We start from the raw sequence: 15,135 nt of genomic DNA, 5'->3' as shown, positions 1-15,135 counted from the left end.
CGGGCCCCCCTTCGCGTACGGTTGACGGCTGCCCAGCACGTCAGAAGGGGGCCCGGTGGCCGCTCAGGCTCAACAATCCGCGGTCGGCTCGGTTCAGGACTCGATTCGGGACCGCGAGATCGGCGTCGAACAGGAACATCTGGACCGGGTCTACCGGCGCCTCGAGGAGAAGATCCACGAGGCGGAGTTCCTGATGAACGACGCGGCCAAGCGCGGCCAGGTCGGCACGCCCGGCGCGCTCGCCGAGCGGGACGCCCAGGTCTTCCGGGCCGGAGTGCACCTGAACCGGCTCAACAACGAGTTCGAGGACTTCCTCTTCGGCCGCATCGACCTGCTCCTCGGCAAGGACGGCAAGAAGGGTCCCGACGGCGCCTACACCGCCGTCGAACCCGCCGAGGGCGCGGTCCGCGAGGACAACACCGCGGACATCGCGGAGACCCTGCACATCGGCCGGATCGGGGTCCTCGACTCCGAGTACGCGCCCCTCGTCATCGACTGGCGGGCCCCCGCCGCGGCCCCCTTCTACAGGTCCACTCCGGTGGATCCCGGGCGTGTCGTACGCCGCCGGGTCATCCGCTCCAAGGGCCGCAAGGTCCTCGGCGTCGAGGACGACCTGATGCGCCCCGAGCTCAAGGCCTTCCTCGACGGCCACGAACTGCCCGTCATCGGCGACGGCGCCCTCATGGCCGCGCTCGGACAGGCCCGCAGCCACACCATGCGGGACATCGTCGCCTCCATCCAGGCCGAGCAGGACCTGGTCATCCGGGCCCCCGCAGCCTCCGTGACCTACGTCGAGGGCGGACCCGGCACCGGCAAGACAGCCGTCGCCCTGCACCGCGCCGCCTACCTCCTCTACCAGGACCGGCGCCGCTACTCCGGTGGCATCCTCATCGTCTCGCCCACCCCCCTGCTGGTCGCCTACACCGAGGGCGTGCTGCCCTCCCTCGGCGAGGAGGGCCAGGTCGCCATCCGGGCGATCGGCTCCCTGGTCGACGGCGTCGAGGCCACCCTGTACGACTCCCCGGCCGTGGCCCGCGCCAAGGGCTCCTACCGGATGCTGAAGGTGCTGCGGAAGGCGGCGCGGGGAGCGCTGGAACTGGGCGCCGAAGGTTCCGGCAGGACCCCCGTCCGGTCCTCCGACTCCGGGCAGCTCTCCTTCGGTGACGCCGGTGATGTGGACGGTGGTGGCGGGGACGGGGGCGGTGCGGGTACCGCCGTATCCCCGAAGGCCGGGCCGCCCGCGCGGCTGCGGGTGGTCGCGTTCGGGCGGAGGCTGGAGCTGGAGGTGGACGAGCTGGAGCGGATCCGGCGCAACGCTCTCGGCGGCACCGCGCCCGTCAACCTGCTGCGGCCCCGGGCCCGCAAGCTGCTCCTGGACGCGCTGTGGGCGCGGTCGGGGGCCGGCAGCCGGCACACCGATCCCGAGCTGGCCGCCGAGCTGCGGTCCTCGTTCGACGAGGACGTCGCCAGCGAGGACAGCTTCATCGAGTTCCTCGACGCCTGGTGGCCGGAGCTCACCCCGAAGGCCGTCCTCGCAGCGATGGCCGACGAGCGGCGCCTCGGCCGCTGGGCCCGCCGCATCCTCAACCCCGGCGAGGTCCGCAGGGTCGCCCGCTCGCTCCGCCGCGACGGCCTGACGGTGCACGACATCGCCATGCTCGACGAGCTCCAGGCGGTGCTCGGCGCCCCCGCCCGCCCGCGCAAGCGGCGCGAGCTGGACCCGCTCGACCAGCTCACCGGCCTGGAGGAGCTGATGCCGGTGCGGGAGGAGTCGCAGCGCGAGCGGGCCGAGCGGCTCGCCCAGGAGCGGGTCGAGTACGCCCACGTCATCGTCGACGAGGCCCAGGACCTCACGCCGATGCAGTGGCGCATGGTCGGCCGCCGTGGCCGGCACGCCACCTGGACGGTCGTCGGGGACCCGGCGCAGTCCTCCTGGTCCGACCCCGACGAGGCCGCCGAGGCCCGCGACGAAGCCCTCGGCACCCGTCCCCGCCGCCGCTTCCAGCTGACGGTGAACTACCGCAACCCCTCCGAGATCGCGGACCTCGCGGCCAAGGTGCTGGCCCTCGCCATGCCGGGTGCCGAGTCGCCGAGGGCCGTCCGGTCCACCGGCGTCGAGCCGCGCTTCACCGTCGTCCGGAAGTCCCTCGGCGAGACCGTCCGGGAGGAGGCCGCCCGTCTCCTCGGCCTCGTGGACGGAACCGTCGGCGTCGTCGTCGCCATGAACCGGCGCGAAGAGGCCGCCCGCTGGCTCACCGGACTCGGGGACCGGGTCGTCGCGCTCGGCAGCCTGGAGGCCAAGGGCCTGGAGTACGACGCCACGGTCGTCGTCTCCCCGGCCGAGATCGCCGACGAGTCGCCCGCCGGACTGCGGGTGCTCTACGTCGCCCTCACCCGGGCGACCCAGCAGCTGACCGTCGTCTCTGCCGACCGCGACCAGCCAAACCCCGAAGGGGTGCCCGATCTGCTGAGAGATTGAACTCGCGCTACGGGAATGGTCTTTCGGGATCCGTTTGTTAGCCTGGATGTGACACCGGCCCGATCCAAGCCCCCGGGCCCAACCTTCGTCCCTCAGAGGGACCACTTGCCGCGAGGCGAGCATGGCGGGTCGGTGTCACTGACTTGACGAGAGGCCCACGTCCCTGTGACGTGGGCCTCTTTCTCATGGCCCGCCGCATGAACAAAACGTTCGCAATCCAGGGCGGCTAACGCCTACCCGGCAGTAGGTGCGACCATCGGACGGCATCCAGCACCACAGGTGAAAGCAGAGGAAGTCGGCCATGGCAACGGCGCCCAGCGTCTCCTACTCGATGACGGTCCGGCTGGAGGTGCCCGCGAGCGGAACCGCCGTATCGCAGCTCACCACCGCCGTGGAGTCCTCCGGAGGCTCGGTGACCGGCCTCGACGTCACCGCTTCCGGTCACGAGAAGCTCCGGATCGACGTCACGATCGCGGCCAGCTCCACCAAGCACGCCGACGAGATCGTCGAGGAGCTCCGCAAGATCGAGGGCGTCACCCTCGGCAAGGTCTCCGACCGTACGTTCCTCATGCACCTCGGCGGCAAGATCGAGATGGCGTCCAAGCACCCCATCCGCAACCGCGACGACCTCTCCATGATCTACACCCCCGGCGTGGCCCGCGTGTGCATGGCGATCGCCGAGAACCCCGAGGACGCCCGCCGCCTCACCATCAAGCGGAACTCCGTTGCGGTCGTGACGGACGGCTCGGCCGTGCTGGGCCTCGGCAACATCGGCCCCAAGGCCGCCCTGCCGGTCATGGAGGGCAAGGCCGCCCTCTTCAAGCGCTTCGCCGGCATCGACGCCTGGCCGCTGTGCCTGGACACCCAGGACACCGACCAGATCGTCGAGATCGTCAAGGCCATCGCGCCCGGGTTCGCCGGCATCAACCTCGAGGACATCTCCGCCCCGCGCTGCTTCGAGATCGAGGCCCGGCTCCGCGAGGCCCTCGACATCCCCGTCTTCCACGACGACCAGCACGGCACCGCGATCGTCTGCCTCGCCGCCCTGACGAACGCACTTCGCGTCACCGGCAAGGCAATTGAGAACATCCGCGTCGTCATGTCCGGCGCCGGCGCGGCCGGCACCGCCATCCTCAAGCTGCTGCTCGCCGCCGGCGTCAAGAACGCCGTCGTCGCCGACATCCACGGGGTCGTGCACGCCGGGCGCGAGGACCTGGTGGGCGCCGCCGTCGACTCGCCGCTGCGCTGGATCGCCGACAACACCAACCCCGAGGGTCTGACGGGCACGCTGAAGGAGGCCGTGCGCGGCGCCGACGTCTTCATCGGCGTCTCCGCCCCGAACGTCCTGGACGGCGACGACGTGGCCGCCATGGCCGAGGGCGCGATCGTGTTCGCGCTCGCGAATCCCGACCCCGAGGTCGACCCGGCGATCGCCCGTCAGACGGCCGCCGTCGTGGCCACCGGCCGCTCCGACTTCCCGAACCAGATCAACAACGTGCTGGTCTTCCCGGGTGTCTTCCGCGGTCTGCTGGACGCGCAGTCCCGGACCGTCAACACCGAGATGATGCTCGCGGCCGCGAAGGCGCTCGCCGACGTCGTCACCCAGGACGAGCTGAACCCGAACTACATCATCCCGAGCGTCTTCAACGACAAGGTCGCGGGCGCGGTGGCGGGTGCGGTGCGGGACGCGGCGAAGGCCGCGGGGGCGACGGTCTAGGACGCGGGGGCGACGGTCCAGGGCCCGCGTCCCGGTGCCGGGCCGTCGCGTCTACAGTGGACGTCGTATGTTTGTTCGGCTGTGAGGATCGCCACGGTGGCCCTCCGGCCCGGCGCGTCGCGGAACCGGGCGCTTCGCGCCACCCTCTAGGGTGGCGCCACGCCCAGGCCTCTGTTCGTGTGACCCCCTAGGGTGGTCGTACGAGTCCTACGGGTGCCGGATTGGCTTTCCCGCAGCAGGTAGGGGCAGGATGCGTCCCTGGGCGCGAGCGCATCGGCTTCGCTGTGCCTCGTGTGCGGCACCGCCGCGAGGCACACCCCAACGGCAAGAAGAACACGGGAGTAACAACATGAACCGCAGTGAGCTGGTGGCCGCGCTGGCCGACCGCGCCGAGGTGACCCGCAAGGACGCCGACGCCGTTCTGGCCGCGTTCGCCGAGACCGTCGGCGAGATCGTCGCCAAGGGTGACGAGAAGGTCACCATCCCCGGCTTCCTGACCTTCGAGCGCACCCACCGTGCCGCTCGCACCGCGCGCAACCCGCAGACCGGCGACCCGATCCAGATCCCGGCCGGCTACAGCGTCAAGGTTTCGGCGGGCTCCAAGCTGAAGGAAGCCGCCAAGGGCAAGTAAGCGCTCCGCTTCGAGCGCCGGGTAACTGCGGGCCGTCCTTCGGCTGACGGGATCGCCGTGGCTGGTCGCGCAGTTCCCCGCGCCCCTGAAGGGGCGCCCCTGATTACGCCGATGGGGCGGTCACCCGAGTCCGGGTGACCGCCCCATCGGCGTTCCTACGACTGCTGCTGTTACCCGAGTGCCTTGCCCGGGAGCTCGACCTTCGCGCCCAGCTCCACGAGCTTCTCCATGAAGTTCTCGTAGCCGCGGTTGATGAGGTCGATGCCGTGGACGCGGGACGTGCCCTGGGCCGCCAGGGCGGCGATCAGGTAGGAGAAGCCGCCTCGGAGGTCGGGGATGACCAGGTCGGCACCCTGGAGCTTGGTGGGGCCCGAGACGACCGCCGAGTGCAGGAAGTTGCGCTGGCCGAAGCGGCAGTTCGAGCCGCCCAGGCACTCGCGGTAGAGCTGGATGTGTGCACCCATCTGGTTGAGCGCGGAGGTGAAACCGAGCCGGGACTCGTACACCGTCTCGTGGATGATCGACAGACCCGTGGCCTGCGTGAGCGCGACCACCAGCGGCTGCTGCCAGTCCGTCTGGAAGCCCGGGTGCACGTCCGTCTCGAGCGCGATGGACTTCAACTGGCCACCGGGGTGCCAGAACCGGATGCCCTCGTCGTCGATCTCGAAGGCACCGCCCACCTTCCGGTAGGTGTTCAGGAACGTCATCATCGAGCGCTGCTGGGCGCCACGGACGTAGATGTTGCCCTCGGTCGCCAGCGCGGCGGACGCCCAGGAGGCGGCCTCCAGACGGTCCGGCAGCGCGCGGTGGTTGTAGCCGCCGAGCCGGTCCACACCCGTGATGCGGATCGTCCGGTCGGTGTCCATCGCGATGATGGCGCCCATCTTCTGGAGCACGCAGATGAGGTCCTCGATCTCCGGCTCCACCGCCGCGTTCGAGAGCTCGGTGACACCCTCGGCGAGCACGGCCGTCAGCAGCACCTGCTCGGTCGCGCCCACCGACGGGTACGGCAGCTTGATCTTCGTACCGCGCAACCGCCGCGGCGCCTCCAGGAACTGCCCGTCCGCGCGCTTCTCGATCGTCGCGCCGAACTGCCGCAGCACCTCGAAGTGGAAGTCGATGGGCCGGCCGCCGATGTCGCAGCCGCCGAGGCCGGGGATGAACGCGTGCCCGAGCCGGTGCAGCAGCGGGCCGCACAGCAGGATCGGGATCCGGCTGGAACCCGCGTGGGCATCGATGTCAGCGACGTTGGCGCTCTCGACATGCGTCGGGTCCATCACCAGCTCGCCCGGTTCCTCACCCGGACGGACCGTCACACCATGCAGTTGCAGCAGTCCGCGTACGACCCGCACGTCACGGATGTCCGGAACGTTGCGCAGTCGACTCGGCTCGCTGCCCAGCAGGGCGGCGACCATGGCCTTCGGTACGAGGTTCTTCGCACCGCGGACACGGATCTCGCCCTCCAGCGGGGTTCCGCCGTGGACAAGCAGTACGTCGTCAGAGCCGTTGACGGTCATGTATCTCGCGTTCCGATGAGTCGGGCAGGGGCCAGAAGGGAAAGGGTAATCGCCGCCCACCCCCCTTCTGTAAGCCCAAGTGCCGCCCAGCCACGTCATAGCTCTGTCACAACACGAACCGCTAGGTGCCGGGCACATGGGGTCACGAGCGCCTGGCGTGCGCTCACGGCGCATCGTTGCGCTCTGAGCTGCATCCACTCCCCGACACGCATTGCCTCCCCACGCGAAGGGAAGATGCGGGATCATGTCTGGCATGACCGAGGTGTCCTCGCTCACAGGGCGGTTGCTCGTGGCAACGCCCGCCCTGGCGGACCCGAACTTCGACCGCGCGGTGGTGCTTCTCCTCGACCACGACGAGGAGGGCTCGCTCGGTGTCGTCCTCAACCGTCCCACCCCGGTGGACGTGGGCGACATCCTGGAGGGCTGGGCCGACCTCGCGGGCGAGCCCGGGGTCGTCTTCCAGGGCGGCCCGGTCTCCCTGGACTCCGCTCTGGGGGTCGCCGTCATACCCGGCGGCGGGGCTGTCGACGGGGCCCCGCTGGGCTGGCGCAGAGTGCACGGCGCGATCGGACTGGTCGACCTGGAGGCCCCGCCCGAGCTGCTCGCCTCGGCCCTCGGCAGCCTGCGCATCTTCGCCGGATACGCCGGCTGGGGGCCCGGCCAGCTGGAGGACGAGCTGGTGGAGGGCGCCTGGTACGTCGTCGAGTCGGAACCCGGCGACGTCTCCTCCCCGGCCCCGGAAAGACTCTGGCGCGAGGTGCTGCGCCGCCAGCGCAACGAGCTCGCGATGGTGGCCACCTACCCGGACGACCCTTCGCTCAACTGATGGGTGTGACCTTCAGTACCCTTGGCCGTATGAGCACTCTCGAGCCCGAGCGCGGGACTGGTACGGGGACCCTCGTCGAGCCCACGCCGCAGACTTCCCACGGCGACGGCGACCACGAGCGCTTCGCCCACTACGTCCAGAAGGACAAGATCATGGCGAGCGCCCTGGACGGGACTCCCGTCGTGGCGCTCTGCGGCAAGGTGTGGGTACCCGGCCGCGATCCCAAGAAGTACCCCGTGTGCCCCATGTGCAAGGAGATCTACGAGTCCATGGGTTCCGGGGACGACGAGGGCGGCGACAAGTAGTACGACCGCCCGACTGAGCTTCACAGGGCCCCTGGGGTGCGTACGGTGCGCCCCGGGGGCTTTCTTGCGTCACGGATTGGCCTAGACCTCTTGTGGTCATGGCCGGGTGATGCCTAGTCTCTGTTGCGTTGAGCGAAACACTCATTGCGTATGGTGCAACGCGCTCTCGGAGGTGCCGGGTGAAGGCGGGTGGCGGGATTTCGGCCGGGGATTCGGCCGGGAATCGGCCGGGATTTCGCCGACGGGCCTTGTCGTGGGCGTGCGGCGAGGTGATCTCCGACGCGCTGATCGTGTTTCGCGGGGGGCCGCCGTGAGGTGATTCCGGTTCCGCTCGCGGACCGTTTGCCGATCATGTTTCCGATCGCTGCGGATCGCGTCCGGGCTCCTCCCGCCCGGGCCGATGGGATTTCCTCTTCATCAAGTCGTCCGGTATCGGCGACACTTCGCAGTCGACGCCGCCGATGCCCTGCTGGTGTTCTTCGTACTCGTACAGCGACGCCCGGTCCCCGGGCCGGGCGGAGCGGTTAAGGACTGACGTGACTTCGCTGGCAGAACTGATTCCCGCGCCGCGCGCCGTCGAGGGACCCACCCGGTGCGGCTTCGTGTTCGGGCCGGAAACCGCCCTGTGGGGCGCGCCCGGCACCGAGAACACCCAGCGGTGGCTGCGCGCCACGCTCGGCGCCGCCCTGGCGCTGCCCCTGGCACCCGGGCAGGAGGGTGCCGAGAACACGCTGACGCTGCGCCTCGACGACACCCTCGCCCCGGAGGGCTACCGCCTGAAGGTCACCGCCGGCCGGGGTGTCGACATCACCGGCGGGGACCCGGCCGGCGTGTTCTGGGGTGCCCAGTCGCTCCGTCAACTCCTCGGCCCCGACGCCTTCCGGCGCGCACCCGTCTCCCCGGACCTCCAGTACGGCGTCCAGCACCAGACCGTCGAGGACGCCCCGCGATTCCGCTGGCGCGGCCTCATGCTCGACGTGGCAAGGCACTTCATGCCCAAGGACGGGGTCCTGCGCTACCTCGATCTGATGGCCGCGCACAAACTCAACGTCTTCCACTTCCACTTGACGGACGACCAGGGCTGGCGCGTCGAGATCAAGAGGTACCCCCGGCTCACCGAGGTGGGCTCATGGCGGGCGCGTACCAAAATCGGCCACCGGGCCTCACCGCTGTGGGACGAGAAGCCGCACGGGGGCTTCTACACCCAGGACGACATCCGCGAGATCGTCGCCTACGCCGCCGAACGGCATATCACCGTCGTCCCCGAAATCGACGTACCCGGACACTCGCAGGCCGCGATCAGCGCGTACCCGGAACTCGGCAACACCGATGTCATCGACACGTCCTCCCTGTCGGTCCTGGACAACTGGGGCATCTCCGCAAACGTACTCGCCCCCACTGACAACACCCTGCGCTTCTACGAGGGGGTGTTCGAGGAACTCCTGGAGCTGTTCCCCTCGGAGTTCATTCATGTCGGGGGCGACGAATGCCTCAAGGACCAGTGGAAGGAGTCGCCCACCGCGCAGGCCCGTATCCGGGAACTCGGACTCGGGGACGAGGACGGCCTCCAAGCCTGGTTCATCGGCCACTTCGACACATGGCTGACCGCGCGCGGGAGAAGGCTCATCGGCTGGGACGAGATCCTGGAGGGCGGGCTCGCTCCGGGCGCGGCCGTCTCCTCCTGGCGCGGCTACGCGGGCGGGATCGCCGCCGCCCGCTCGGGCCACGACGTCGTCATGTGCCCCGAGCAGCACGTCTACTTGGACCACCGCCAGGACGCCGGCGAGGACGAGCCGGTGCCGATCGGTTACGTCCGCACCCTGGAGGACGTGTACCGCTTCGAGCCCGTTCCACCGCAGCTGACGCCGGCCGAGGCCGCCCATGTCCTCGGTACGCAGGCCAACCTGTGGACCGAGGTCATGGAGGACCACGCGCGCGTGGACTACCAGGCGTTCCCACGGCTCGCGGCTTTCGCCGAGGTGGCCTGGAGCGCCCTGCCCGCCCCGGCGGAACGGGACTTCGCCGACTTCGAGCGGCGGATGGCCGTCCACTACGAGCGACTTGACGCCCTGGGTGTCGGCTACCGGCCGCCCGCGGGTCCGCTGCCGTGGCAGAAGCGGCCGGGAGTGCTCGGCAGGCCCATCGAAGGGGCACCCCCGAACAGATAGGGGAAAAAGACCTCAAGAGTCACCGAAGAGTGTCAATCGGTGTGTGCCGGTGATGCCGTGCGAAAACGGACCATCTCCCTGTTGGGGTGGGCGAATGCCGCCGAACGCCTCCTAGCGGACCCCTGTCTTCGGGTGTTGCGAAGATGTGCCAGAGTTGCCACGTCCGCCCTGTCAGCACGTACCGTACGGCAGCAACGGGGCAGGACCAGGTGGGGCAGCGGGAAGGGGTAGCCGGTTTGACCACGCACGCACCGCAGGCGGCGCAGGCCGTCACGCTGCCCACGACGCTGGACGAGGCGGTGGCGGCCCTCACGGCCATGCCCGCCGCCGTGCCCGTCGCGGGCGGCACCGACCTGATGGCCGCCGTCAACTCCGGACAGCTCCGGCCCGCCGCCCTCGTCGGCCTCGGCCGGATCAGCGAGATCCGCGGCTGGCAGTACCAGGACGGGCACGCCCTGCTCGGCGCCGGGCTCACGCACGCGCGCATGGGCCGCCCCGACTTCGCCGCCCTCATCCCGGCCCTCGCCGCCGCCGCGCGCGCCGCGGGACCGCCGCAGATCCGCAACGCGGGCACCCTGGGCGGCAACATCGCCTCCGCGGCCCCTACGGGCGACGCGCTGCCCGTGCTCGCCGCCCTGGAGGCGACCCTGATCATCGCGGGCCCGGACGGCGCCCGCCGCGAGATGCCGGTCTCGCACCTGCTGGCCGGCATGGAGATGTTGCGCGCGGGCGAGCTCATCGGCTTCGTGCGCGTGCCCCTGCTGCATGCCCCGCAGGTCTTCCTCAAGGTCACGGGCCGTACCGGACCCGGCCGCGCGATGGCCTCCGTCGCCCTCGTCCTGGACCCGGCCCGGCGCGGGGTCAGGTGTGCCGTCGGTGCCATAGCGCCGATGCCGCTGCGCCCCCTGGACGCCGAGCAGTGGGTGGCCCGGCTCATCGACTGGGACAACAACCGCGCCCTCGTCCCGGAGGCCCTGGAGGCCTTCGGCGAGTACGTCGCCGCGGCCTGCATCCCCGACCCGGCACCGGCCCCGGACGGTTCCGTGCCGCAGCATCCGCCGGCCGTTCTGCACCTGCGGCGCACTGTCGCCGCGCTGGCCCGACGAGCACTGGGGAGGGCACTGTCGTGACCGACGACCAGCACGGAGAGGGCGCACCCCGGGCCGCCGGCCGCTGGGACCCGCTCCCTCAGGGGGACTACGACGACGGCGCGACCGCCTTCGTGAAACTCCCCGAAGGGGGCATCGACGCCCTCCTGGCCTCCGCCGACAGTCCGCTCGCCGCACCCGGGCACGGCTATGTGCCGCCGCGGATAACGGCGGCGCCGGGCGAGGGGGACGGCACCGACCCGGGCGCCCCGGGAGCGTGGGGCGCGCCGGCCGAGGGCTCCGGCTGGCCGGACGCCAACGCCGTGCCGCCGGGGCAGACCGGGCAGTTCACGTACAACCCGGCGACCACGCAGCAGTGGCACGTCGAGGACACCGGGGCGGCCCCCGCCCCGACTCCGGCCCCTGGCCACGATGTCACCGGGCAGTGGTCGATTCCTGTCGCGGGCGGCGATCTTCCGGACGAATCGGGCGAGTTCACCACGTCGTCCCTGGTCGAGCAGTGGGGCGGCACCCCTCCGGCGACCCTGCCGGGCGGCGCGGCCGCACCCTGGGCGACCCAGCCGACGCCGCCGGCCCAGCCGTGGGCGGACGACGGGGCCCATGCGTTCGATGACGGCGGCACCGCGGCGTTCGAGGGCGGCGCTGCCGGGGCGTTCGACGGCGTCGGCACCGGGGCGTTCGACGGCGGTTCTGGTGGGGCGGTCGCCGACGAGCACGCGGTACCGGCCGACGGCGGCGGCCCGGCCGGCACGCGGACCGACGGCGAGGGCATCGACGGCATCGAGGGCATCGGCCTCGCGGACCCCCACGACCCGTCGGACCCCCACGACCCGTCGGACCCCCACGACCCGTCGGACCCCCACAGTCCGTCGGACCCCCACGGCTCCGCCGAGCCGTACCCGGACAGCGCCTCCACAGCCGCCTCAGAGCCCACTTCCGGCGCCGAGGAGCACCCTGCGGCCCCCGAGCCGTCCGAGGGCGTTCAAGGGGCCGTGGAAGCCCCTGACGGGCCCGACGACGCCGGTGTGGAGCCCACCCCGGCCGGCGCCCCGGCCGCCCCGGACGACGAGCAGGCCCAGCAGCCCGCGGACGACGACGCGGGCGACCCCGACGACCGGGCCGCCGCCTCCGGCGAGGAGCACCCGCTCGCCTCCTACGTGCTGCGCGTCAACGGCGTCGACCGGCCCGTCACCGACGCCTGGATCGGCGAGTCGCTGCTCTATGTGCTGCGCGAGCGGCTCGGCCTCGCGGGCGCCAAGGACGGCTGCTCGCAGGGCGAGTGCGGGGCGTGCAACGTCCAGGTCGACGGACGGCTCGTGGCCTCCTGCCTGGTGCCCTCCGTGACCGCCGCGGGCAGCGAGGTCCGCACCGTCGAGGGTCTCGCCGAGGACGGCCGCCCCTCGGACGTGCAGCGGGCGCTCGCCCGGTGCGGCGCGGTGCAGTGCGGGTTCTGCGTGCCGGGCATGGCGATGACCGTGCACGACCTGCTGGAGGGCAACCCCGCGCCCACCGAGCTGGAGACCCGCCAGGCGCTGTGCGGCAACCTCTGCCGCTGCTCCGGCTACCGGGGTGTCGTCGACGCCGTCAAGGAGGTCGTCGCCGAGCGCGAGGCCCACGCGGCGGCCGAGGCTGAGACGGACGGCGACGAGGCACGTATTCCGCACCAGGCGGGCCCGGGCGCCGGAGGCGTCCACGCGTCGGCGTTCGACTCGCCGGGGTTCCCGAGCCCCTCCGGACCGCATGAGCAGCCGTACGGACAGGGACAGGACGGAGGCCAGACGTGAGCAACGAAGCCGCCACCGCGACCACCGCCGCGGAGGCAGCACCCGCCCCCGAGCCGATTCCGCACGGCCTCGGCGTCTCCCTGCCGCCCGCGGACGCGCGCGCCAAGACCGAGGGCACCTTCCCGTACGCGGCCGACCTGTGGGCCGAGGGCCTGCTGTGGGCCGCCGTCCTGCGCTCCCCGCACGCGCACGCGCGCATCGTGTCCATCGACACCTCACACGCGCGTGACATGCCCGGAGTCCGCGCGGTCGTCACCCACGGTGACGTCCCCGGCAGCCCGGTGCACGGCCGGGGCAGGGCCGACCGCCCGGTGTTCGCCTCCGAGGTCGTACGCCACCACGGCGAGCCCATCGCGGCCGTCGCCGCCGACCACCCCGACACCGCGCGCATGGCCGCGGCCGCCGTCATCGTCGAGTACGAGGTCCTCGACCCGGTCACCGACCCCGAGCTGGCGTTCGAGGCCGAGCCCCTGCACCCCGACGGCAACCTGGTCCGCCACATCCCGCTCCAGCACGGCGACCCCTCGGTGACCGGCGAGATCGTCGTCGAGGGCCAGTACCGCATCGGCCGCCAGGATCCCGCGCCCATCGGCGCCGAGGCCGGCCTCGCCGTGCCCCGTCCCGACGGCGGCGTGGAGCTGTACCTCGCCTCCACCGACCCGCACACCGACCGCGACACCGCCGCCGCCTGCTACGGCCTGGAGCCCGAGCGCGTCAAGGTCGTCGTCACCGGCGTCCCCGGCGCCACCGCCGACCGCGAGGACCAGGGCTTCCAGCTCCCGCTCGGCCTGCTCGCGCTCAAGACCGGCTGCCCGGTGAAGCTGACGGCCACGCGCGAGGAGTCCTTCCTCGGCCACGTCCACCGGCACCCCACCCTGCTGAGATACCGCCACCACGCCGACGCCGAGGGCAAGTTGGTGAAGGTCGAGGCGCAGATCCTGCTCGACGGGGGCGCCTACGCCGACACCTCCTCGGAGGCCCTGGCCGCCGCCGTGGGCTTCGCGTGCGGGCCGTACGTCGTCCCGAACGCCTTCATCGAGGGCTGGGCCGTCCGTACCAACAACCCGCCCTCCGGCCATGTCCGCGGCGAGGGCGCCATGCAGGTCTGCGCGGCCTACGAGGCCCAGATGGACAAGCTGGCCAAGAAGCTGGGCATCGACCCGGCGGAACTGCGCCTGCGCAACGTACTCGCGACCGGGGACGTGCTCCCCACCGGCCAGACGGTGACCTGCCCCGCGCCGGTCGCCGAACTGCTCCAGGCCGTACGGGACTTCCCGCTGCCCGCGCTGCCCAAGGACACCCCCGAGGACGAATGGCTGCTGCCCGGCGGCCCCGAGGGCGCGGGCGAACCCGGTGCGATCCGCCGGGGTGTCGGCTACGGCCTCGGCATGGTGCACATGCTCGGCGCGGAGGGCGCGGACGAGGTCTCCACGGCGACCGTACGTGTCCAGGACGGCGTCGCGACCGTGCTCTGCGCTGCCGTCGAGACCGGCCAGGGCTTCACCACGCTGGCCCGCCAGATCGTCCAGGAGACCCTCGGCATCGACGAGGTCCATGTGGCCCCCGTCGACACCGACCAGCCTCCCGCGGGCGCGGGTGCGCGTGGCCGCCACACCTGGGTGTCCGGGGGAGCGGTGGAACGCGCGGCCAAGATGGTCCGCACCCAGCTGCTCCAGCCCCTCGCCCACAAGTTCGGCATGTCCACCGAGCTGCTCCAGATCACCGACGGCAAGATCACCTCGTACGACGGCGTCCTGTCGACGACCGTCACCGAGGCCATGGACGGCAAGGAGCTGTGGGCGACGGCGCAGTGCCGTCCGCATCCCACGGAGCCGCTGGACGAGGCCGGTCAGGGGGACGCCTTCGTGGGCATGGCGTTCTGCGCGATCCGCGCGGTCGTCGACGTCGACATCGAGCTCGGTTCGGTCCGCGTGGTCGAGCTGGCGCTCGCCCAGGACGTGGGCCGGATCCTCAACCCCGCCCAGCTGGAGGCCCGTATCGAGGCGGGCGTCACGCAGGGCGTCGGGATAGCGCTGACGGAGAACCTGCGCACCGCGCGCGGGCTGATCCGGCACCCGGACCTCACCGGGTACGCGCTGCCGACGGCTCTGGACGCGCCGGACATCCGGATCGTCAAGCTCGTCGAGGAGCGGGACGTGGTCGCCCCGTTCGGCGCGAAGGCGGCCAGCGCGGTGCCGGTGGTCACCTCTCCGGCGGCGATCGCCTCGGCCGTACGGGCCGCGACGGGACGCCCGGTGAACCGGCTGCCGATCCGTCCGCAGGCGGCGGTGGTGACGGACCGCTGAGCCGGTCTGGTTGTGCGGGTGTTTGTGCGGCTGCGGTGAGTCCGGTGCTCGTGGGCGTACGGCGAGTCCGGTGGTTGTGCGCCTGTGGTGAGTCCGGTGCTCGAACGCCTCCGGTGAGTCAAGTGCCCTCTGTCGTGGCGGAGTTCGCGTGCAGGCGTCGTGCTCGTCCTCGGTGTGATGGCGGCCGGGAAGTCGACGGTCGCGCAGTTGCTCGCGGAGCGGTTGCCGCGGGCCGCCCACGTGCACGGGGACCGTCCCCGCGCTGGACGAGGCGCTGTGGGCGTCGACTCCGC

The 15,135-nt window shown here is 71.8% G+C and carries 10 protein-coding genes and 1 pseudogene; 10 read left to right on the top strand and 1 reads right to left on the bottom strand.

All coding sequences use genetic code 11. The annotated features are described in order from the left end of the window. The first annotated feature begins 55 nt into the window (after window positions 1-55). The 3 genes from H295_RS0129915 (at window position 56) to H295_RS0129905 (ending at window position 4,827) form a co-directional block, all read left to right on the top strand. Entirely contained in the window at window positions 56-2,479 is a 2,424-nt protein-coding gene (locus tag H295_RS0129915; RefSeq protein ID WP_020139026.1) for a HelD family protein, read from the top strand. 301 nt (window positions 2,480-2,780) lie between these two features. Continuing rightward, entirely contained in the window at window positions 2,781-4,196 is a 1,416-nt protein-coding gene (locus H295_RS0129910; RefSeq protein ID WP_020139025.1) for an NAD-dependent malic enzyme, read from the top strand. Window positions 4,197-4,545: 349 nt separating this feature from the next. After that, window positions 4,546-4,827: an HU family DNA-binding protein gene (locus H295_RS0129905; protein ID WP_007382399.1), complete on the top strand. Its 282-nt coding sequence runs from the start codon at window positions 4,546-4,548 to the stop codon at window positions 4,825-4,827. A gap of 170 nt (window positions 4,828-4,997) precedes the next feature. On the opposite strand, the gene murA is transcribed toward H295_RS0129905, so the two are convergent. Then, window positions 4,998-6,344 carry a UDP-N-acetylglucosamine 1-carboxyvinyltransferase gene (murA, locus tag H295_RS0129900; protein ID WP_020139024.1) on the bottom strand — a complete coding sequence of 449 codons (1,347 nt, stop codon included), beginning with the start codon at window positions 6,342-6,344 and terminating at the stop codon, window positions 4,998-5,000. 253 nt (window positions 6,345-6,597) lie between these two features. Here murA and H295_RS0129895 point away from each other — a divergent pair, with 253 nt between their 5' ends. The 7 genes and pseudogenes from H295_RS0129895 to H295_RS48075 all read left to right on the top strand — a co-directional run. Beyond that, entirely contained in the window at window positions 6,598-7,170 is a 573-nt protein-coding gene (locus H295_RS0129895; protein WP_020139023.1) for a YqgE/AlgH family protein, read from the top strand. Between the two features lie 29 nt (window positions 7,171-7,199). After that, on the top strand, window positions 7,200-7,475 hold the full coding sequence (locus tag H295_RS0129890) for a DUF3039 domain-containing protein (RefSeq protein WP_028809870.1): 276 nt from the start codon (window positions 7,200-7,202) through the stop codon (window positions 7,473-7,475). Window positions 7,476-8,011: 536 nt separating this feature from the next. Further along, entirely contained in the window at window positions 8,012-9,643 is a 1,632-nt protein-coding gene (locus H295_RS0129885; RefSeq protein ID WP_020139021.1) for a beta-N-acetylhexosaminidase, read from the top strand. 236 nt (window positions 9,644-9,879) lie between these two features. Next, entirely contained in the window at window positions 9,880-10,773 is an 894-nt protein-coding gene (locus H295_RS0129880) for an FAD binding domain-containing protein (protein WP_020139020.1), read from the top strand. Further along, the gene (locus tag H295_RS0129875; RefSeq protein ID WP_020139019.1) at window positions 10,770-12,536 is read left to right on the top strand and encodes a 2Fe-2S iron-sulfur cluster-binding protein; all 1,767 of its coding nucleotides are present in this window, start codon (window positions 10,770-10,772) and stop codon (window positions 12,534-12,536) included. Before H295_RS0129880 ends, H295_RS0129875 begins: the two co-directional genes overlap by 4 nt. Next, complete coding sequence (locus H295_RS0129870; RefSeq protein WP_020139018.1) at window positions 12,533-14,842, top strand: xanthine dehydrogenase family protein molybdopterin-binding subunit; 2,310 nt, start codon at window positions 12,533-12,535, stop codon at window positions 14,840-14,842. Before H295_RS0129875 ends, H295_RS0129870 begins: the two co-directional genes overlap by 4 nt. A 177-nt stretch (window positions 14,843-15,019) precedes the next feature. Further along, window positions 15,020-15,094 (top strand): annotated as a pseudogene (locus tag H295_RS48075) (phosphotransferase); the annotation flags it as partial. Window positions 15,095-15,135 lie beyond the last annotated feature (41 nt).

The organism is Streptomyces sp. 351MFTsu5.1 (genome assembly GCF_000383655.1).
Classification (GTDB): domain Bacteria; phylum Actinomycetota; class Actinomycetes; order Streptomycetales; family Streptomycetaceae; genus Streptomyces; species Streptomyces griseorubiginosus.
Note: the sequence above shows the minus strand (reverse complement) of the source record. Positions and strands in the feature narration are given on the sequence as shown.